16 protein-coding genes and 1 tRNA gene are annotated in these 19,530 nt (G+C 64.0%); 10 read left to right on the top strand and 7 right to left on the bottom strand.

What is annotated here, in order from left to right; all coding sequences use genetic code 11:
- Nucleotides 1-803: 803 nt before the first annotated feature.
- From fdnG to LOY22_RS23800, 7 genes are all read left to right on the top strand, one after another.
- Entirely contained in the window at nucleotides 804-3,869 is a 3,066-nt protein-coding gene (gene fdnG / locus LOY22_RS23830) for a formate dehydrogenase-N subunit alpha (RefSeq protein ID WP_258595080.1), read from the top strand.
- Complete coding sequence (gene fdxH / locus LOY22_RS23825) at nucleotides 3,869-4,819, top strand: formate dehydrogenase subunit beta (RefSeq protein WP_045200013.1); 951 nt, start codon at nucleotides 3,869-3,871, stop codon at nucleotides 4,817-4,819. Before fdnG ends, fdxH begins: the two co-directional genes overlap by 1 nt.
- Nucleotides 4,816-5,469, top strand: coding sequence for a formate dehydrogenase subunit gamma (locus tag LOY22_RS23820; RefSeq protein WP_045200010.1), 654 nt, complete (start codon nucleotides 4,816-4,818; stop codon nucleotides 5,467-5,469). The genes fdxH and LOY22_RS23820 overlap by 4 nt, the downstream gene beginning before the upstream one ends.
- Before the next feature lie 4 nt (nucleotides 5,470-5,473).
- Complete coding sequence (fdhE, locus tag LOY22_RS23815) at nucleotides 5,474-6,397, top strand: formate dehydrogenase accessory protein FdhE (protein WP_045200008.1); 924 nt, start codon at nucleotides 5,474-5,476, stop codon at nucleotides 6,395-6,397.
- 62 nt (nucleotides 6,398-6,459) lie between these two features.
- Nucleotides 6,460-7,875, top strand: coding sequence for an L-seryl-tRNA(Sec) selenium transferase (selA, locus tag LOY22_RS23810; protein ID WP_258595077.1), 1,416 nt, complete (start codon nucleotides 6,460-6,462; stop codon nucleotides 7,873-7,875).
- Entirely contained in the window at nucleotides 7,872-9,791 is a 1,920-nt protein-coding gene (selB, locus tag LOY22_RS23805) for a selenocysteine-specific translation elongation factor (RefSeq protein ID WP_258595075.1), read from the top strand. Before selA ends, selB begins: the two co-directional genes overlap by 4 nt.
- Nucleotides 9,792-9,800: 9 nt before the next feature.
- A tRNA-Sec gene (locus tag LOY22_RS23800) sits at nucleotides 9,801-9,896 on the top strand.
- Nucleotides 9,897-9,899: 3 nt separating this feature from the next.
- Here LOY22_RS23800 and LOY22_RS23795 read toward each other — a convergent pair.
- Nucleotides 9,900-10,892, bottom strand: a complete 993-nt coding sequence (locus tag LOY22_RS23795) for an asparaginase (RefSeq protein ID WP_258595073.1) — start codon at nucleotides 10,890-10,892, stop codon at nucleotides 9,900-9,902.
- 1 nt (nucleotide 10,893) lies between these two features.
- Nucleotides 10,894-12,336 carry a sodium:alanine symporter family protein gene (locus LOY22_RS23790; RefSeq protein WP_045200000.1) on the bottom strand — a complete coding sequence of 481 codons (1,443 nt, stop codon included), beginning with the start codon at nucleotides 12,334-12,336 and terminating at the stop codon, nucleotides 10,894-10,896.
- Nucleotides 12,337-12,511: 175 nt separating this feature from the next.
- Between LOY22_RS23790 and LOY22_RS23785 the strand changes: the two genes are divergently transcribed.
- A complete protein-coding gene (locus LOY22_RS23785; protein WP_045199998.1) occupies nucleotides 12,512-13,330 on the top strand; it encodes a helix-turn-helix transcriptional regulator in 819 nt (272 codons plus the stop codon).
- Nucleotides 13,331-13,335: 5 nt separating this feature from the next.
- On the opposite strand, the gene LOY22_RS23780 is transcribed toward LOY22_RS23785, so the two are convergent.
- Genes LOY22_RS23780 through LOY22_RS23770 form a run of 3 tightly spaced genes read right to left on the bottom strand, consistent with a single transcriptional unit; the run spans nucleotide 13,336 to nucleotide 16,039 of the window.
- The gene (locus tag LOY22_RS23780; RefSeq protein ID WP_258595071.1) at nucleotides 13,336-14,175 is read right to left on the bottom strand and encodes an alpha/beta hydrolase; all 840 of its coding nucleotides are present in this window, start codon (nucleotides 14,173-14,175) and stop codon (nucleotides 13,336-13,338) included.
- Between the two features lie 9 nt (nucleotides 14,176-14,184).
- The gene (locus LOY22_RS23775) at nucleotides 14,185-14,979 is read right to left on the bottom strand and encodes a TSUP family transporter (RefSeq protein WP_045199995.1); all 795 of its coding nucleotides are present in this window, start codon (nucleotides 14,977-14,979) and stop codon (nucleotides 14,185-14,187) included.
- 16 nt (nucleotides 14,980-14,995) lie between these two features.
- A complete protein-coding gene (locus tag LOY22_RS23770; RefSeq protein ID WP_258595069.1) occupies nucleotides 14,996-16,039 on the bottom strand; it encodes a TauD/TfdA family dioxygenase in 1,044 nt (347 codons plus the stop codon).
- Between the two features lie 295 nt (nucleotides 16,040-16,334).
- Here LOY22_RS23770 and LOY22_RS23765 point away from each other — a divergent pair, with 295 nt between their 5' ends.
- Entirely contained in the window at nucleotides 16,335-17,219 is an 885-nt protein-coding gene (locus LOY22_RS23765; protein WP_045199991.1) for a sugar nucleotide-binding protein, read from the top strand.
- Nucleotides 17,212-18,141: an NAD-dependent epimerase/dehydratase family protein gene (locus LOY22_RS23760; RefSeq protein WP_045199989.1), complete on the top strand. Its 930-nt coding sequence runs from the start codon at nucleotides 17,212-17,214 to the stop codon at nucleotides 18,139-18,141. The genes LOY22_RS23765 and LOY22_RS23760 overlap by 8 nt, the downstream gene beginning before the upstream one ends.
- 77 nt (nucleotides 18,142-18,218) lie before the next feature.
- Here LOY22_RS23760 and LOY22_RS23755 read toward each other — a convergent pair whose 3' ends face one another.
- Together LOY22_RS23755 and LOY22_RS23750 are read right to left on the bottom strand one after the other, a co-directional pair.
- Complete coding sequence (locus tag LOY22_RS23755; protein WP_038998518.1) at nucleotides 18,219-18,902, bottom strand: OmpW family protein; 684 nt, start codon at nucleotides 18,900-18,902, stop codon at nucleotides 18,219-18,221.
- A gap of 110 nt (nucleotides 18,903-19,012) precedes the next feature.
- Complete coding sequence (locus LOY22_RS23750; protein ID WP_093379026.1) at nucleotides 19,013-19,528, bottom strand: DUF3299 domain-containing protein; 516 nt, start codon at nucleotides 19,526-19,528, stop codon at nucleotides 19,013-19,015.
- Between the last annotated feature and the right edge of the window lie 2 nt (nucleotides 19,529-19,530).

Raw genomic sequence — 19,530 nt, 5'->3', positions numbered from 1 at the left:
GATAAGCTCTTCGAAGGCGAGGCGCTGTCCTGATTCCATGCCCCTGATGCGTGTGTAATCCATGCGGGTATCCGTAGCGTAACTGGTTGGTGGCACCTTGCCTCATGCGAGTGTATTCGTTTGAGCTGGCGATCAAAATGCTGCATTGATATTGCAGGATCACGATCAGGTCTACCGGTGCTGGGTCAGAAGTTGCCAATGCTGTCAAGTTCGAAATCCCCTCCCAAAATGACTGCGGTCGGATTTTTGCCCGGGCGGTGGTTGTGTAGGCCCTGCTTGCCAAGATCGATCCTACTTCCGATTGGAAAACGCGTTTCAAGCACCTGTTGACGACGCTACCAACGGCGGTGCTGGCGAAGGCTGGCTTAACTACTGCAGAGCTAGGTCTAGTCCCAGGCTGGCAAGCCCGACCTTTCTGGTCTTAACCCAGGTGCTCGACCGGCTTCAGCATGGTAGAAAAGTGTAAACAACGGTGCTTCAAAACCTGGTGGTGTTTACGTTTTTTTGGAAAATGATGCGCACCTGATTTTCAATATGTTGACTCACAAGGGAAATCTGAGCTGTTGACGCTTTTTTGGTGAATAGAACCCTTTTGATTCGCCACGCTGACCGCAATACCCTCAAAACGCCCGGTGCATCGCATCGGGCGTTTTGCTTTTTGTCGACCGACAATCCGTTTTCATCCCGCTCCCGGGAATCTTGACTAGAGTGACAGTTGGCAGCCATCAATCTGCCGCCACCGTGATCGTTTCAAGAGACGCCGGCAACGTCCCGCGCGTCCACCACCTGATCAGGAGTGCACGATGGATCTCAACCGTCGGCAGTTCTTCAAGGTCGCAGCAGTTGGCCTTGGAGGCTCGAGCCTGGCAGCGTTGGGCATGGCCCCGACACCTGCCTTCGCCGAGCAGGTGCGCCACTTCAAGCTGGCGCACACTAAGGAAACGCGCAACACCTGCCCCTATTGCTCGGTCGGCTGTGGCCTGATCCTGTACAGCCAGGGGGACGGCGGCAAGAACGTTGCGCAGAACATCATCCATATCGAAGGCGACGCCGACCATCCGGTGAACCGCGGTACGCTGTGCCCGAAAGGCGCCGGCCTGCTCGACTTTATCCACAGCCCCAGCCGCCTGCAGTACCCGCAAGTGCGCAAGCCCGGCAGCAGCGAGTGGACGCGGGTGTCCTGGGATGAGGCGCTGGACCGTATCGCCGATCTGGTCAAGACCGACCGCGACGCCAACTTCATCGAGAAGAACGCCCAGGGGCAGACGGTCAACCGTTGGCTGACCACGGGTTTTTTGGCAGCATCGGCGGCGTCCAGCGAAGCCGGTTACCTGACCCACAAGGTCATTCGCAGCCTGGGCATGCTGGGGTTCGATAACCAAGCGCGTGTCTGACATGGCCCGACGGTGGCAAGTCTTGCCCCGACGTACGGCCGTGGTGCCATGACCAACCACTGGACCGATATCGCCAACGCGAATCTGATCCTGGTGATGGGCGGCAACGCTGCAGAAGCGCACCCGTGCGGCTTCAAATGGGTGACCGAAGCCAAGGCCCATAACAAGGCCCGGCTGATCGTGGTCGACCCGCGGTTTACCCGTACCGCGTCGGTGGCCGATTACTACGCGCCGATTCGCACCGGTAGCGATATCGCCTTCATGGGGGGCCTGATCAATTACCTGCTGAGTAACGACAAGATCCAGCACGAGTACGTGCGCAACTACACCGACGTGTCGTTTATCGTCAAAGCCGGCTTTGGCTTCGAGGATGGCCTGTTCAGTGGCTATGACGCGGCCAAGCGCAGCTACACCGACAAGTCCGGCTGGGGTTACGAGCTGGGCGAGGACGGCTTTGCCAAGGTCGACCCGACCCTGCAGGACCCGCGCTGCGTCTACCAGCTGATGAAGCTGCACTACAGCCGCTACACCGCGGAACTGGCGAGCATGACCTGCGGCATGCCGCAAGACCGCATGCTGAAGATCTGGGAAGAGATCGCCACTTGCTCGCAACCGGGCAAGACCATGACGATCCTCTATGCCCTGGGCTGGACCCAGCACTCGATCGGTGCGCAGATCATTCGCAGTGCGGCGATGGTGCAACTGCTGCTGGGTAACGTCGGCATGCCCGGTGGCGGCGTCAATGCCCTGCGCGGGCACTCCAACATCCAGGGCCTGACCGACCTCGGCCTGCTGTCCAACTCGCTGCCGGGCTACTTGACCCTGCCGGGCGATGCCGAGCAGGACTACGACGCCTACATCGCCAAGCGGGCGCTCAAACCGTTGCGGCCGGGGCAGCTGTCGTACTGGCAGAACTACGGCAAGTTCCACGTCAGCCTGATGAAGGCCTGGTATGGCGCCAATGCCAGCGCCGAGAACCATTGGGGCTACGACTGGCTGCCGAAGCTGGATATTCCCGGTTACGACGTGCTGAAGATGTTCGACCTGATGGGCCAGGGCAAGGTCAACGGCTACATGTGCCAGGGCTTTAACCCGATTGCCGCGTTGCCGGACAAAAACCGCGTGACTGCGGCCCTGAGCAAGCTCAAGTGGCTGGTGGTGATGGACCCGCTGGCCACCGAGACCTCGGAGTTCTGGCGCAACGTCGGGCCCTATAACGACGTGCAGAGCGAGGCTATCCAGACCGAAGTCATCCGCCTGCCCACCACCTGCTTTGCCGAAGAGGACGGCTCGCTGGTCAACAGCAGCCGCTGGTTGCAATGGCACTGGAAGGGCGCCGACGGCCCGGGGGAAACCCGCACCGACGTGCGCATCATGAGTGAGCTGTTCCTGCGCCTGCGCAAACGCTACCAGACCGAAGGCGGCGCCTTTGCCGAGCCGCTGTTGAACCTCAGCTGGCCCTACAAGGTAGCCGATGAACCGTCGCCCGAAGAACTGGCCAGGGAGCTCAACGGCAACGCCGTCAGCGACCTCACTGATGCCACTGGCGCTACCCTCAAGGCCGGCCAGCAGTTGTCCGGTTTTGCCCAGCTCAAGGATGACGGCAGTACTGCTTCTGGCTGCTGGATCTTCTGCGGCAGCTGGACCGAGCAGGGTAACCAGATGGCCCGGCGCGACAACAGCGACCCATTCGGCATGAAGCAGAACCTCGGCTGGGCCTGGGCCTGGCCGGCCAACCGGCGGATCCTCTACAACCGCGCCTCGGCCGACCCGCAAGGCAAGCCGTGGGACCCGAACAAGCGCCTGGTGTGGTGGAACGGCAAAGCCTGGGGCGGCACCGATACCCCGGACTACAAGGCAGACGTGCCGCCAGAGGCCGGCATGAACCCGTTCATCATGAACCCTGAAGGGGTGGCGCGCTTCTTTGCCGTCGACAAGATGACCGAAGGCCCGTTCCCCGAGCACTACGAGCCTTTCGAAACGCCGATCGGCATCAACCCGCTGCACCCGAACAACAAGCAGGCGACCAGCAACCCGGCCGGGCGCATCTTCGATTCGGTGTGGGACACCCTTGGCCAGGCCAAGGATTTCCCTTACGCGGCGACCAGTTACCGGCTGACCGAGCATTTCCACTTCTGGAGCAAGCACTGCAAGCTCAACGCCATTGCCCAGCCCGAGCAGTTTGTCGAGATCGGCGAAGTGCTGGCGCAAGAGAAGGGCATCGTCGCCGGCGACCGCGTGCGGGTCACCTGCAAGCGCGGGCATATCGAGGCGGTGGCGGTGGTCACCAAGCGCATCCGGCCGTTGCAGGTCAACAACCAGACCGTGCACCAGATCGGCATTCCGCTGCACTGGGGCTTCACCGGCAGTACCCGCCACGGCTACCTGACCAACACCCTGGTGCCGTTCCTCGGTGATGGTAATACGCAGACGCCGGAATCCAAGTCGTTCCTGGTCAACGTGGAGAAAATCTGATGGCTAGCCAAGACATCATCGCCCGTTCGGCCACCACCACACCGCCCTCGTCGATCCGCCAGCTGGAGGAGGTGGCCAAGCTGATCGACACCACCAAGTGCATCGGTTGCAAGGCCTGCCAGGTGGCCTGTTCGGAGTGGAACGAGCTGCGAGACGAGGTCGGTCACAACCATGGCACCTACGACAACCCCCAGGACCTGAGCGCCGAAACCTGGACGCTGATGCGTTTTACCGAGCACGAAACCGGCGACGGCAACCTGGAGTGGCTGATCCGCAAGGACGGTTGCATGCACTGCGCCGATCCCGGTTGCCTGAAGGCCTGTCCGAGCCCGGGGGCAATCATCAAGCATGCCAACGGCATCGTCGATTTCAACCAGGACCACTGCATTGGCTGCGGCTACTGCATCACCGGCTGCCCGTTCAACATCCCGCGAATCTCGCAGAAGGACCACAAGGCCTACAAGTGCACCCTGTGTTCCGACCGGGTGTCGGTGGGGCTGGAGCCGGCCTGTGTGAAAACCTGTCCGACCGGCGCCATTGTCTTCGGCAGCAAGCAGGACATGAAGGAGCACGCCGCCGAGCGCATCGTCGACCTCAAGTCGCGGGGTTTCGACAACGCCGGCCTGTACGATCCCGATGGTGTCGGCGGTACCCACGTGATGTACGTGCTGCACCATGCCGATACCCCGCGTTTGTACGCGGGCCTGCCGGACCAGCCGATCATCAGCCCGCTGGTAGGCCTGTGGAAAGGCGTGACCAAGCCGCTGGCGCTGCTGGCCATGGGCGCGGCGGTGCTCGCCGGGTTCTTCCACTATGTGCGCGTCGGCCCGCAGCGGGTCGAAGAGGACGAGCACCCGAGCCCTGCGGATACCAGTGTGCAGGTGGTCGACCCGGCGGTGCATGTCTATGACCCGAACCGGCCGGGCGGGCAAGGGGAGGAACGACCATGAACGACAAACCTATCCTGCGCTACAACGCCAACGAACGGACCAATCACTGGCTGGTGGCGATCCTGTTCATCATGGCCGGGTTGTCGGGGCTGGCACTGTTTCACCCGGCACTGTTCTGGCTCAGCCATCTGTTCGGCGGCGGGCCGTGGACACGGATTTTGCATCCGTTCATGGGCGTATTGATGTTCGTGTTTTTTGTTGGCCTGGTGCTGCGTTTCTGGCGGGCGAACTACTTCATCGCCAACGACCGCCTATGGCTCAAGCGTATCGACCGGGTGATGCGCAACGAAGAGGAGGGCGTACCGCCAATCGGCAAGTACAACCCCGGGCAGAAGCTGCTGTTCTGGACCTTGCTGCTGTGCATGCTGGTGCTGTTGATCAGCGGCGTGGTGATCTGGCGGGCCTACTTCAGCAGTTATTTCGGTATCGGTTCGATTCGCCTGGCGACCCTGGCGCACGCCCTGGCGGCGTTCGTGCTGGTGCTGAGCATCATCGTCCATATTTACGCCGGGATCTGGATCAAGGGTTCGGTCAGCGCCATGCTGCATGGCTGGGTCAGCCGCGCCTGGGCGAAAAAACACCATGAGCTGTGGTATCGGGAAGTGACCGGCGACAAACAGCCGCCACCGCCGATCAATAAAAAAGGATGAGCGCTTGAGTACTCTTCTGGAACCCGGGCAGATCGAAGCGGCGGCCAGCACGCCGCCGTTTCTCTACCTGCCGCCGAAGAACCTGTTCGCCCTGCGTGCGCAGCGCCTGGAGCAACTGGCCGAGGGCAACCCGCTGGTGGATTACCTGCGTCTGCTGGCCGGCCTCTGCCATGTGCAACAGAGCCTGCTCGACCAGCCGCCTGCCGCAGCTCCCAGCGACAGCGAACGCCAGCGCCTGTGTGTCGAGCATGGCTTGCCGCCGCTGGCTGCCGACAGCCTGGTGCGCGACGGACACTGGCTGGCTTATCTACAGGCGTTGTTGCAGCGCTATCCGGCTTCGAGTGGCGCCGTGGCCGATGCCGTGTCTGTGCTGCAATGCGCCGCCGATGAGCAGCGCAAGCTGTGGGCCATCGCCTTGCTCACAGGTTCGTACAGCCTGGTGCCGGCGGCGCTGGTGCCGTTCCTGGGCGCGGCGTTGCAGGCGGCCTGGAGCCATTGGCTGCTGAGCCTGCAGGGGGTCGAACTGAAAGCGGCGGACAGCCTCTGCCAATGCCCGGCCTGTGGCTCGCCGGCCATGGCCGGGGTCATCCGCCATCGCGGCAAGTACAACGGCCTACGTTACCTGGTGTGTTCGCTGTGTGCCTGCGAATGGCATGTGGTGCGGGTCAAATGCGTGTACTGCGAACAGAGCAAGGGCCTCAAGTACTTCAGCTTCGAGGATGACCGCTACGCCAGCGCCAAGGCGCCGCTGCAGGCCGAATGCTGTCCGGGCTGCAACACCTACCTAAAGCATATCTACCTGGAAAACGACGCCGATGCCGAAGCACTGTCGGCCGACCTTGCCAGCCTGGCGCTGGACCTGCGCCTGGATCAGGAAGGCTTCCAGCGCCTGGCGCCGAACCTTTTGCTGGCGCCGGGAGGGGAGTGAGATCGGGTCTACACTGAGGTTTTGCCCATGGCCAGCGCCCACTGAAGTTGAGAACCGTCTGAATGCCGTCCAACCTCGCCAAGCTCCCGATCCGCCTGCCCTCCATCGACACTCTGTTGCGTCACCCCGCCAGCCAGCCGCTGACCGAGCGCTATGGCCGCGACGCGCTGCTGGCGACCTTGCGCCAGTTGCTCGACGACCTGCGCGAGGACGCCCGGCTCGGCCAACTGGACGCCGCTGAACTGGCCGCGCCGGTGCTGCTCGGCCGCGCCGGCGAGCGCCTGGTGGTTCGCCACCGCAGCCAGGTGCGGCGGGTCTTCAACCTCACCGGCACGGTGCTGCACACCAACCTGGGCCGGGCCTTGCTGCCCGAGGAAGCCATCGACGCCGTGCAACTGGCGGCCCGCTATCCGCTCAACCTCGAGTTCGACCTGGCCAGCGGCAAGCGCGGCGATCGCGATGACCTGATTGAAGGCTTGATCCGCGAACTCACCGGCGCCGAAGCCGTCACCGTGGTCAACAACAACGCCGCGGCCGTGCTGCTGGCGCTCAACAGCCTCGGTGCGCGCAAAGAGGGGATCATCTCGCGCGGTGAGTTGATCGAGATTGGTGGCGCTTTTCGCATTCCCGACATCATGGCCCGCGCCGGGGTCAAGCTGCATGAGGTGGGCACCACCAATCGCACCCATGCCCGCGATTACGAGGCGGCCATCGGCCCGCGCAGCGGCCTGTTGATGCGCGTGCATTGCAGCAATTACAGCATTCAAGGCTTCACCACCCAGGTGCCGACCGCAGAACTGGCGCGCTTGGCTCATCGCCATGATTTGCCCCTGCTCGAAGACCTCGGCAGCGGCAGCCTGCTCGACTTGAGCCGCTGGGGCCTGCCGGCCGAGCCGACTGTGCGCCAGGCCCTGGCCGATGGCGCCGATCTTGTCACCTTCAGCGGCGACAAGCTGTTGGGCGGGCCACAGGCTGGCATCATTGTCGGGCGCAAGGACTTGATCGCGCGGATCAAAAAGAACCCGCTCAAGCGCGCCTTGCGGGTCGACAAGCTCACCCTCGCAGCGCTTGAGGCGGTGCTGGGCTTGTACCGTAATCCTGATCAACTGGCCGAGCGCCTGCCCAGCCTGCGCCTGCTGACCCGGCCGCAGGCCGAGATTCTCCAGCAGGCCGAGCGCTTGCAGCCAGCGTTGGCGCAACAGCTGGGCGAACAGTGGACGGTCAGCGCAGAGCCCGCACTGGGCATGATCGGCAGTGGCAGCCAGCCGGTGGCGCGCTTGCCCAGTGCGGCCTTGTGTGTGCGCCCGCAGGTGTCCAAGCGCCTGCGCGGTCGCGCCTTGCATGGCCTGGAACGCGCGCTGCGGGCCTTGCCGATTCCAGTGCTCGGGCGCATCGATGACGATGCGCTGTGGCTGGACCTGCGCCAGCTCGATGATGAAGCCGCGTGGCTGGCGCAACTGGCGCAGGTGCAGGCGTGATTATCGGTACCGCCGGGCATATCGACCACGGCAAGACCGCTTTGCTCGAGGCCCTGACCGGCCAGGCGGGCGACCAGCGCCGGGAAGAGCGCGAGCGCGGCATGACCATCGACCTCGGTTATCGTTATGCCGCCCTCAGCCCTGGCGCAGCTCTAACCGGCTTTATCGACGTGCCCGGTCACGAGCGGTTTATCCACAACATGCTCGCTGGTGCCCAGGGCATCGACCTGGTGCTGCTGGTCGTGGCCGCCGATGACGGGGTGATGCCGCAGACCCGCGAGCACCTGGCGATTGTCGAGCTGCTGGGCATTCCCCAGGCCTTGGTGGTGATCAGCAAATGCGACCGGGTCGAGCCGCAGCGGCTGCAGGAAGTGCAAGCCCAGGTCAGCGTGCTGCTGGCTGCCGGGCCGTATGCGGGGGCATTGCAGTTTGCAGTTTCCAGCGTCACTGGCGAGGGCATCGAGGCGCTGCGCCAGGCCTTGCTGGCGGCTCAGGCTGAGGTTAGCCAGCGCAGCAGCCAGGGCGGTTTTCGCCTGGCCATTGACCGCGCTTTTGCGGTTGCCGGTGCCGGCATCGTGGTCACCGGCACGGCGCTGGACGGGCGTGTGCAACTGGGTGACAGCTTGCTGCTCGGCAAAGCCGGCAAGCCGGTGCGGGTGCGTGGCCTGCATGCGCAGAACCAGGCCGCCGTCGAGGCCCAAGCTGGGCAGCGGGTGGCCTTGAACATCAGTGCCGAGCGCCTGGCCCTTGAGCAGATTCACCGCGGTGACTGGCTGCTTGCCGAGTGGCTGCATGCGCCGACCCAGCGCGTGGACATCGAGCTGCAACTGCTGGCCAGCGAACTGCGCGCCTTCGAGCACTTCAGCCCGGTGCATGTGCACCTGGGCACCCAGGATGTCACCGCCCGGGTAGCGTTGTTGCAGGGCGAGCATGTGCTACCGGGCAAGCGCATGTTCGCCCAACTGCTCACCAATGCACCGGTACAGGCGGTGCACGGTGATCGCCTGGTGCTGCGTGACCAGCGTGCGCAACGTACCCTCGGTGGCGGCCGGGTGCTCGATCCCTTTGCACCTGCGCGCCAGCGCCGCAGCGAGGCGCGCATTGCCCAGTTGCAGGCCCTGGCTGGCGCCGACAGCCTTGAGCAGGCCTTGCCGGCGCTGCTGGCCAGTGATGACCTGGGCCTCGACCCGCAACGCCTGGAGCGCCAGTTCAATCGCCTGCGCAGCCGCTGGCAACTGCCGGCCAATGTCCAGGTAATCGCCACTCGCCAAGGCCCGCTGCTGTTCACCGATGAGCATTGGCAAACATTGCAAACGGCGTTGCTGGAGGGGCTGACGCGGTTTCATGAACAGGAGCCGGACCAGCTCGGTCCTGATCGTGATCGCTTGCGTCGCTTTGTTGGCCTGACCCTTGAGCGCCCGGCCTTCATCAGCCTGGTGGATGAACTGCTCGCCAGCGGCAAGTTGGTCAGCAGTGGGCCCTGGCTGCACCTGCCCGAGCACCAGATACGCTTGAGCGATGCTGACTCGCAGCTGTGGAGCCAGGTGCAGCCATTGCTGGTCGAGGGGCTGTTCGACCCGCCCTGGGTACGCGACCTGGCCAGGTCGCTACAAGTCGATGAAGCCGAGGTGCGCCTGTTGCTGCGCAAGCTTGGGCGTTTGGGCCAGGTGCACCAGGTGGTGCGCGATCTGTTCTATCCTGAGGCCACGATCCGGCAAATGGCGGCTATGCTCTTGCAGCTGGCCAGCGACGATCCGGTGGTGCAGGTGGCGGCGTTTCGCGATGTGCTGGGGATCGGGCGCAAGCGCAGTGTGCAGGTACTCGAGTACTTCGACCGTATCGGCCTGACCCGGCGTGTCGGTGACCGACGCCAGGTTCGCGCCGACAATGCCCTGGCCCAGGCGCCGGGGCAGTAACCCGTTCAAGGAAGGCAATCGCGCCCGGTGGCGCGGCCGGGCTTCAAACCCGGTTGGGGACGGCAGCCGTTCCCGGGCAGGTTCGACTCCCGCTGCCTTCCGCCATTTCTACTGGGCGCGCTCGCCGCACAGGTCCTGGGCGAACCAGTGTTCCGCCGCTTGCACATCGAGCCCGGCACCGAGCAAAGCGAACATCTTGCCCAGCGCCGCTTCGCGGGTCATGCCGCCGGCGCTGACCAGGCCGGTATCGCGCAGGCGGCTGCCGGCCGCATAGGTGTCGAAGTGCACCGCGCCTTCCGGACACTGGCTGATGGCCGCAATCAACACCCCGCCTTGGCGGGCGTCGTGCAGCGCATCGAGCAGGTCCTGATCGTCCGATGGCCCGGTGCCGCTGCCGTAGCACTCCAGCAGCAAGCCCTGCACGCCGCTAGAGAGCAGGCCGCGCAGATGGCCGACCTGCAGCCCGGGGAACACCGGCAGCACCATCAGGTTTACCGGTTGGCGTGGCTGGCGGTAATCCAGGCAGGCCGGGAGCGACTCGGCGCGTTGTCCATCGCGCTCACGCGGCAGCGCGGCGAAGGCATCGAAGGCTTCGCTGCGCAGCTTCGACGTGCGCGCGCCGTGCAGCAGCTGGCCGTGGAAATACAGCTGCACGCCATTGTCGATACCGGATGCCATCACCCGCAGGGCGCCGCAAAGGTTGTCCCAGGCGTCGCTGTCGGCGGTGCCGGCCGGCAACATCGAGCCGGTCAGCAGTACCGGTACTGGCAGGCCGAGCAGCAAAAACGACAGCGCCGCTGCGGTGTAGGCCAGGGTGTCGGTGCCGTGCAGCAGCAGGATACCGTCGTGGCCATCGCGCTCCACCGCTTCGACAATCGCCTCGCGCATGGCCAGCCAGTTGCTTTGCTGCATGTTGGCGCTGTCGATCAATGGCCGCAGTTCGCGCAGCCGCCAGCTCAGTAGCGGTGCATCGGCCAGTTGTTCCAGGTGCTCGCGCATACGCGCTTCAAAGCCGCCGGCAGGCGCCAGGCCCTGCGGGGTTTGCAGCATGCCGATGGTGCCGCCGGTGTACAGCACCAGAAGGTTGTTGACGGCGCGCATGTCAGCTCTGCGTCTGTGCGTTGGCGACGTTGACGTCGGTCCGGGTCTCGACCTGCGGATTCACTGGCCAGGCGGCCGGGTCCAGGTCCAGGTCGGAAAACTTCGACGCATCGAACACTGGCTGGGCGATACCGGCGCGGCGCTGTTCGTCGTAGTCGCGCATCACCCGCAGGCCGACCTTGAACAGCAGCGCCAGGGCTACCAGGTTGACGAACGCCAGGCAGGTCATGGTGATGTCGGCGAAAGCGAACACGGTCGACAGGTTTTGCACCGAACCCCAGAGAATCAGCAGCAGTACCAGGCCGCGGTAGCCCAGCAGCACCAGGCGGTTGCGGGTGAAGAACTGCAGGCTGGTTTCGCCCAGGTAGTAGTTGTAGAGGATGCAGGTGAAGACGAACAGCGACAGCGCGACGCTGACGAAAATCCGTCCCCAGTCACCGACTACCGCAGCCAGGGAGTTCTGGGTCAGGGCGATGCCGTCACCTTCAAAGCCTGGGGTGTAGAAGCCCGACAGCAGGATCAGCAGTGCGGTGCAGGTGCAGATCACGAAGGTGTCGAGGAACACGCTGAACGCCTGGACCACACCTTGGGCGGCCGGGTGTTTCACCGCGGCCACGGCGGCGACGTTCGGTGCACTGCCAAGGCCGGCTTCGTTGGCGAACACGCCACGTTTGACGCCCATGACGATAGCGCTGCCGAGCAGGCCGGCAAAGGCCGGATCAAGGCCGAAAGCGCTCTTGACGATGGTTTCGAGCATGGCCGGCACGTGTTCGATCTGGGTGAAGATCACGTACAGGGTCACGCCGATGTAGGCCAGGGTCTTGACCGGGACCAGCAGGTCGGACACCGAGGCGATACGCTTGATACCGCCGATGAACACCAGGCCGAGCAGGGCGGCGAGGGCGATACCGGTGTATTTCGGCTCGAAGCCGAAGGCGTTCTGCAGCGAGTGGGTCACGGTGTAGGACTGCAGGCCATTGAAGGTAAAGCCGTAGGTCACCAGCAGCAGAATCGCGAACACCATCGCCATCCAGCGCAGCTTCAGGCCGTGCTGGATGTAGTAGGCCGGGCCGCCACGGTACAGGCCGTCGCCGTCGCTACGTTTGTAGACCTGGGCCAGGGTGCACTCGAAAAAGCTGCTGGACATGCCCACCAGCGCGGTCACCCACATCCAGAACACCGCGCCCGGGCCGCCGAGGGTCACGGCGATGCCGACACCGGCGATGTTACCGGCACCGACGCGGCCGGCCAGGCTCAGCATCAGCGCCTGGAACGAGCTCAGCTGGCCTGCCTGGCCGCGTAGGGATTCCTTGAAGACGCTGAACATGTGGCCGAAATGGCGGAACTGGACGAAACGGGAGCGCAGGGTGAAGTAGCTGCCGAGTCCGACGATAAGCACGATGAGGAGTTTCCCCGAGAGGAAATCGTTGAGCGCTTCGAGCATGAAATGACCTCGATTCTTATTCTTCGCATGAAAGACGACAGGTCGGCGTCGATGCGCCGTGTCCGTGGGGCGCATGGTTGGTCATGACAAGACTGGTTACAATTTCGCGGGTTGCTCTCAGTTGATGCGACTTGATGCTAAACTGGCGCCTGTCGCATCACCTGGAACAGCTCACATGAGCGAACATCTCGGCGCCAATCTCAAGCTCGCCTGCAGCCACTACCGCTCTATCTCGGAAGTTTGCCGGCAGCTGTCGATCAATCGTGCACAGTTCAACAAGTACCTGAGCGGGCAAAGCCAGCCGACGGCGTACAACCTCAAGCGCATCGGCGATTTCTTCGGTGTCGAGGATTACGAACTGGGTTTGCCGCCGGAGCAGTTCGCGCGCCTGATTGGTGCGCGCAGTACCGCCAACCAGGCGCTCAGCCACAACGATCCGCTGGCCGAGCTGCTGCGGCCGTTGCGCGAACACGCCGGCAACCTGTCGCGCTATTGCGGTTACTACTTCGAATACTCCAACTGCATGTCGGTACCCGGCTCCATCCTGCTGTCGCTGGTGCACCTGCGCGAAGAGCGCGGCAGTTTTCTGTTCGAGCGCCAGGAGCGTCAGGAGCGCTCCAGCAGTACCGATGTGCAGGCCGAAGACTGGGTGCGCTGCCGTTACCTGGGCGCGGCGTTCCAGTTGCAGGACCGCCTGTTTCTGCTCGATTACGAATCGCTGACGGTCAACGAGATGAGCCAGACCATCCTCATTCCCAGCTTCAAGAGCCGCATCACCCGCCTCAACGGTCTCAAGACCGGGGTTTCCAGCGGTGACCGGCGCACCCCGGCCTGCACCCGGGTGGTGTGGGAGTTCCTCGGCACCGAGATCAACCGCATCAGCGCCTACCGCCAGGTCAAGCTGTACCGCCCGGACGATCCACGGATCGACGACGACGTGCGTGAACGCCTGAGCGCCGGGCCGATCCGCAACGGCCTGTTCGAGATTGAATAACCCGCTTAGCCGAGAATGAACTCGGCCACCACCTGCGCCACCTGATTGGCCACCGCCGGCTTGTCGCGCAGGTGTGCGGCAATGCCGTGATCGCAGTCGGTCAGCAGCAGGCATTCCAGGTGCGGTGCCGGCACGGCGCGCAGCAGGGCCTGGGTGACTTCTTCAGGGATCGGGCTATAGCGCTGGGCGCCGGCCAGCCACAAGGTGCCGGCCGAGGTGCCTTCGGCTTGCCCGTAGGCTTTGGAGTTGAGCCCGTCGAATTCGCCGATCACCAGCAGCACTCGGCCCGCAAACGAGCGCAGAAACTCGTAGCTGTCGCAGTCGAGAAAGCCGTAGGGCTGGCGGATCGCTGCGCTGAAGGCCGGGCCGAACGGCGCCTGGTGGGCGGCGTCCGGGTAAACCGCCGGGCAGATCAGCACCAGTTTGTCGATGGCCGGCGTTTGCGCTGCCAGTTTCAACGCGATGGCGCCGCCCAGGCTGTGGCCGAGCAGGGTCTGGCAGCGCTCGGCGATATGCCGGTGAAAGCGCTGCGCTTCTTCCAGGTTGGTGGTCAGCGACGGCTGCGTCGCGCCGGGCTCGGCGGCCAGGCTGTGGCCGGAGAGGTTGCCGGTCAGCGAGCCGATCCCCTGCTGCTGCAGGCGATACAGCAGCGGGTTGAGGCGAGTGAAGTCCGAGCGCGCGCCACCGATCACGAACATCGGCGCAGCGCGCTCCTGGTCAGGTATAAGCAGCCGCGCCTGTTGCTGGAAACCGTCGAAGGTTTCGCTGATGAAGCGCTCGGTAGCCGGCGCGGGTTCGTCGTACTGCCAGGTGGAACGTTGGGTCGAAATTGCTTCCAGGTGCATGGACACCGCCTATAGAAACTGATGTTGCAGCCATTCGCCAAGGGGGTTGCCGGCGCTGAGCAGCAGCTTGAGGGCCATGATGCAGCACACGCAGACCAGCAGCGGCTTGATCAGTTTAGGACCGAAATGCACCGCGCAGCGAGCCCCCAGTTGCGCGCCGACGAAGGCCGCGCAAGCCATCGCCAGGGCCAGCGGCCAGACGATCGCGCCGCTCAGGGAAAACACCGACAGCGCACCGAGGTTGCAGGCGGCGTTGAGCAGTTTGCTGTTGCACACCGCGCGCAGCATCGGCTGGCCGAGCAGAACCACGCACGCCACCATGTAGAACGAGCCAACGCCGGGGCCGAACACCCCGTCGTAGAAGCCGATCACTGGCGCCACCGCCAGGCAGAACAGGCTGATCGAGATCCTCGCCTTGCGCTGCTGCTCGTCCGGCTTGGGGCTGAAGGCAAAGTAGGCGGCCACCAGGATCAGCAGCACCGGTACGCAGGCCTGGAGGAAACTCTTGGGCACCAGGCTCACCGACAGCGCCCCGAGGGCGCCACCGGCAAAAGCCATGGCCGCCATGGGCAGGCCGCGCTTCCAGTCGATCATGCCCTTGCGGGCAAAGGCAAAGGTGGCCGAGACCGTCGCCGAGGCGGCCTGGAACTTGTTGGTGGCGATCGCTGCCAGCGGGTCGATGCCGGCAACGAACAGCACCGGCAGGGTGATCAGCCCGCCGCCGCCGGCGATGGCATCGAAAAATCCGGCCATCAGCGCTACCGACGCCAGGGTCAGCAGCAGGGTGATATCAATTTCCATCATCGGGGGGTTCCCTTGTTCAGCCACGTACCAGCAGCGGGTCATCGTTGAGGACTATCGGGCGCGCGAATCGCGAGTAGCCGAACAGGCGCACCAGCAGGCGCCGGTTGTCCTGGAGAATGTCGCGCCCATGCAGGGCGCGGCAGTTATTGATCAGCAAGGCGCTATCGGGTTGGAGCACGAACGGCAAGGGCTGGGCGTCCCGGACCAGCGCCTGGAAGGCGTCGAAGGCACGGGCTGCGGCGTCGCTGGCGTGATCGTTCAACGAGAAACGATACGAGTTGTAGCGCAGGCTGAAACCGCCGTCGGGATCGAACTGCAGCATCGACGTGGCCTGGCCGGCCTCGCCTTGACCGGCGACAAAGCACTCGCTGCGGGTGAAGTCGAAGGAGGCCGAGGTCAACGCCAGCGCATGCAGGCTGCCCAGTTGCTCGATGATGGCGCGCAGCGGGATGATCCGGGTCGGTTCGCCCGCCGGGTTCCAGCGCGCGGAAAGGATCAGCGCTGACGGCGCAGGTGAGCGGCCCTCGCTGGCGGCAACCGAACAGTTGTAGGGCGCTTCGGTATGCGGGCCCAGGCGCAACCCGGCGTGAGAGCTGAGTTCGACTTCGGTGTGCTGGTGTTCGTCGGGGCGGGGCACGCTGCCGCCGCCTTTGAAGTTGCCGACCAGCCGCATGATCTGGCCTTCGTTGTCGATATCGAAGGCAAAGGCCCGGTAGTTCACCAGCTCCAGCAGCAACTGGTTGCGCGAGGCCAGGTACAGGCAGCGCTCGCTCTGAGCCAGGGTGGCCAGCTCAGGCAGATGCTCGGGCAGCGGATCGCTGCCGAGGCAGGCCATCTGCGAGCACATCAGGGCGGACAACTGGCCATCGGCAAAGCGTTGCAACACGGCCTTCTGGCTGGCGTCGAGGGTAGGGTGCAGGCGTTGTGCCCACTGGCGCGCCTGGTTGGCGACTCCGCGGGCCTGAGGGCCGCCGAGTTCGGCGAGGTGCTGGCTGGCAGCTGCCAGCGTACGGGCCTGGTCTTGGTCGAAACTCAGGTACGCGACTTCCGAATCCTGCATGGGAAACATTCCTTTGTTATTGGTTTTATCTGGCAATCCGTGCCGGCCAGGGTGCAGAAAGTGCTGCTGCGCCCCGGCGAACGAATAAGCTAACTATTCTCCTGGTTAATCCATTCAGGCGAGTCAGCTCATTCCGGGCGCAGTATAGGCAGTTTCCGGATTTGTGTAAGCACAGGAAAAACCTTGCCTTCAGCGCCGCGCCGGGCAGGACGGGCGCCCCTGTGTTGGACTTCCCCTGCCGGAAACCGCAAAATGAAGGCTTTCTTCCAATAATCTGATCGGACCTGCTGACTCTATGCGAATGCGCCTGATGCTGTTGGGTGGTGGAAGTGCCCTCGGGCAAGCGCTGATTCGACTCGGGGCCGAGGAAGATATCGGCTTTCTGGCACCGCGCCCGCCGGACAGCGGCTGGGATCCGGCGAGCCTGACCCAGTTGCTCGACGACACCCGCCCTGATGCGCTGATCAACCTGGCTTACTACTTCGACTGGTTCCAGGCCGAAGCGGTCAGCGAGCAGCGCCTGGCCCAGCAGGAGCGCGCCGTCGAGCGCTTGGCCGAGCTGTGTCAGCACCACAACATCATTCTTGTCCAGCCGTCCAGCTACCGGGTCTTCGATGGCTCGCGGGCGACCGCCTACAGCGAAAAGGACGAGCCAGTGCCGCTGGGCCTGCGTGGCCAGGCCCTGTGGCGCATCGAGCAGAGCGTGCGCGCCACCTGCCCGCAGCATGTGTTGCTGCGCTTTGGCTGGGTGCTCGACGAGAGTATCGATGGCGTCCTCGGCCGCTTCCTGACCCGCGCCGAGCAACCGCAGGAACTGCTGCTGGCCGATGACCGGCGCGGCAACCCGACGCCGGTGGACGACGCTGCGCGGGTAATCCTCTCGGTGCTCAAGCAGCTCGATTGCGCCGCGCCCCTGTGGGGCACCTATCACTACGCCGGGAACGAGGCGACCACGCCGCTGGCGCTGGGGCAGGCTATCCTCACGGAAGCGGCCCAGTTGCATAAGCTGGCGGTACAGGCCCCGACCGCGCAGGCCCACGCCGCGCGCCCGGACGCCAGCGAAGAACCGCAGCATGCGGTGCTGGCCTGCAAGAAAATCCTCCACACCTTCGGCATCAAGCCCCGCGCCTGGCGCGCCGGTTTGCCGCCCTTACTGGATCGCTTCTATCGTCATGGCTGATGCCCCTATTCTGATCACCGGTGGCGCCGGCTTCATCGGTTCCCACCTCAGCGATGCGTTGCTGGAAAAAGGCTATAGCGTGCGTATCCTCGACGACCTGTCGACGGGCAAGCGCAGCAACCTGCAGATCGACAACCCCCGGCTGCAACTGGTCGAAGGTGATGTCGCCGACGCCGAACTGGTCAAGCGCGCCGCGGCCGGTTGCCAGGCGGTGGTGCACCTGGCCGCGGTCGCCTCGGTACAGGCCTCGGTGGACGACCCGGTGAAAACCCACCAGAGCAACTTCATCGGCACCCTCAACGTGTGCGAGGCCATGCGCCTGAACGGCATCAAGCGCGTGCTGTTTGCCTCCAGCGCGGCGGTGTACGGCAACAATGGCGAAGGCCAGTCGATTGTCGAAGACACGCCCAAGGCGCCGTTGACGCCTTACGCGGTGGATAAACTGGCCAGCGAGCAGTACCTGGACTTCTACCGCCGCCAGCATGGCCTGGAGCCGGTGGTGTTCCGCTTTTTCAATATCTTCGGCCCGCGCCAGGATCCTTCCTCGCCGTATTCCGGGGTTATCAGCATCTTCTGCGAGCGCGCCCTGAACGGCACGCCGATCACCCTGTTTGGCGACGGTGAGCAGACCCGCGATTTTCTCTATGTTGGCGATCTGGTCACGGTAATGGTCCAGGCGCTGGAGTTGGCACAGGTCGAGGAGGGCGCGGTGAACATCGGCCTGAACCAGGCCACTTCGCTGAACCAGTTGCTGGCGGCATTGAAGTCGGTGGTTGGCGATTTGCCGGCGATCAGCCATGGGCCGGCGCGCTCGGGCGATATCCGCCATTCGCGGGCGAACAACCAGCGCTTGCTGGCGCGTTTTGATTTCCCTGAGCCGACGCCGCTGGTGGTGGGGCTGGCGCGACTTTTAGGACGCTGAAAAGCAGCGCGGGGCAAGCCCGCTCCTACATCACGCTGTAGGAGCGGGCTTGCCCCGCGATGTGCGTTTGAAGACGCTTAGAACTTGTAACCCACGCCAACCATGTAGACCCATGGATCGACATCGACGTCGACCTTGGTCTTGCCAACGCCCAGGGCGCTTGGGCCGTCGATGGTGGCCTTGGTGTCGATGTCGACGTACCAGACCGCGGCGTTGATCAGGAAGTTGTCGTTGATCATGTAGTCCATGCCCAACTGACCGGCCAGGCCGACCGAATCCTTCAACTTCATGTTGCTGAAGCCTTGAGCCTTGCGGTTGCTGCTCAGGTCTTCGTCAAAGAACATGGTGTAGTTCAGACCGATACCGGCGTAAGGCTGGAACTTCGACGAAGCTTCCATCGGGTAGTACTGCAGCGACAGGGTCGGTGGCAGTTGCTTGATGTCGCCCAGCTTGCCATCCAGGCCAGCGCCCAGGCCCTTGACGCCCACGGTGTGCTGGAACGGAGTGGCGGCCAGCAGCTCGAGGCCGATGTGGTCGGTCAGCATGTAGGCAAACGCCAGGCCCAGCTGGGTGTCGCTGTCCAGAGTAGCCTTGGTGCCGGACATCTTGGTGCCGTCGAGCTTGATGTCGCCGCTGTTCTCGTTGGGAGCGGTAGTGATCGCACCGGCACGCAGGATGAAGTCGCCAGCCTGGTGGGCGTGGGCAACAGGGGCTGCAAGCGCCAGAGCAACGAGCGAGGCGCCAAGCAAGGACTTGTTCATGGAAGCTCCCAAAGGACGTTTAGAATTTAATGAGTCCAATGGTAAGGAGCTGACGGACGGCGACTTTTGACGCAGCTCAATGAAATCGTCAAAGGCTGACAAGCGGCCATTCATTCTAGCTCGTATGCGTAGATTTTCTCGGCTTCCATCTGATATCCGGCATCGGCCAGCTCGCTGCTGGAGGCTTTGACCTGCATCTGGCCTTCAATCCAGTACGGTTGGTAGAGGTCTTCGACCTTGACGCCGATCTCGCTGAAGATGTGAACGATCTGGTTCGACGGCGGTGGCGGTACATGAATGCAGGCGCCGTAGTAAGGCACCAGCAGGAACTCGGTGGTGCGGCCTTCTTCGCTGACCTCTAGCGGCACGATATACCCCGGCAGTTTGACCTGCTGGCCATCCAGGGCCTTGACCACCGGGGCATTGGGTGCGGTTTGCCGCGCAGCGGGTGCCGATTCGGCAGCCAGGGCGTCGCTCAGTTGCGAAAGGTCGTGCAGCGGCGCCAGTTGCGGCTGGATCACCGGCGCCCCGGCCGGGATCAGTTGCTGCCACTCCAGGGTGCGCGGTTCAGCGGCCCACAGGGGCGAGGCAATCAACAACAGCAACAGCAGCAAGGCGCGGTTCATCG

It is taken from the genome of Pseudomonas sp. B21-035, from assembly GCF_024748945.1.
In the GTDB taxonomy this organism is placed as follows: Bacteria; Pseudomonadota; Gammaproteobacteria; order Pseudomonadales; family Pseudomonadaceae; genus Aquipseudomonas.
This window is presented reverse-complemented; position numbering and strand designations above follow the sequence as displayed.

Excerpts from the sequence above, each read along its gene's own strand:
- LOY22_RS23775 (WP_045199995.1), bottom strand. The coding sequence starts at position 14,979 with ATGATGGAAATTGATATCACCCTGCTGCTGACCCTGGCGTCGGTAGCG.
- LOY22_RS23760 (WP_045199989.1), top strand. The coding sequence starts at position 17,212 with ATGGCTGATGCCCCTATTCTGATCACCGGTGGCGCCGGCTTCATCGGT.
- LOY22_RS23780 (WP_258595071.1), bottom strand. The coding sequence starts at position 14,175 with ATGCACCTGGAAGCAATTTCGACCCAACGTTCCACCTGGCAGTACGAC.
- LOY22_RS23795 (WP_258595073.1), bottom strand. The coding sequence starts at position 10,892 with ATGCGCGCCGTCAACAACCTTCTGGTGCTGTACACCGGCGGCACCATC.
- LOY22_RS23785 (WP_045199998.1), top strand. The coding sequence starts at position 12,512 with ATGAGCGAACATCTCGGCGCCAATCTCAAGCTCGCCTGCAGCCACTAC.
- LOY22_RS23765 (WP_045199991.1), top strand. The coding sequence starts at position 16,335 with ATGCGAATGCGCCTGATGCTGTTGGGTGGTGGAAGTGCCCTCGGGCAA.
- fdxH (WP_045200013.1), top strand. The coding sequence starts at position 3,869 with ATGGCTAGCCAAGACATCATCGCCCGTTCGGCCACCACCACACCGCCC.
- LOY22_RS23750 (WP_093379026.1), bottom strand. The coding sequence starts at position 19,528 with ATGAACCGCGCCTTGCTGCTGTTGCTGTTGTTGATTGCCTCGCCCCTG.
- selA (WP_258595077.1), top strand. The coding sequence starts at position 6,460 with ATGCCGTCCAACCTCGCCAAGCTCCCGATCCGCCTGCCCTCCATCGAC.
- LOY22_RS23790 (WP_045200000.1), bottom strand. The coding sequence starts at position 12,336 with ATGCTCGAAGCGCTCAACGATTTCCTCTCGGGGAAACTCCTCATCGTG.
- LOY22_RS23770 (WP_258595069.1), bottom strand. The coding sequence starts at position 16,039 with ATGCAGGATTCGGAAGTCGCGTACCTGAGTTTCGACCAAGACCAGGCC.
- LOY22_RS23755 (WP_038998518.1), bottom strand. The coding sequence starts at position 18,902 with ATGAACAAGTCCTTGCTTGGCGCCTCGCTCGTTGCTCTGGCGCTTGCA.
- LOY22_RS23820 (WP_045200010.1), top strand. The coding sequence starts at position 4,816 with ATGAACGACAAACCTATCCTGCGCTACAACGCCAACGAACGGACCAAT.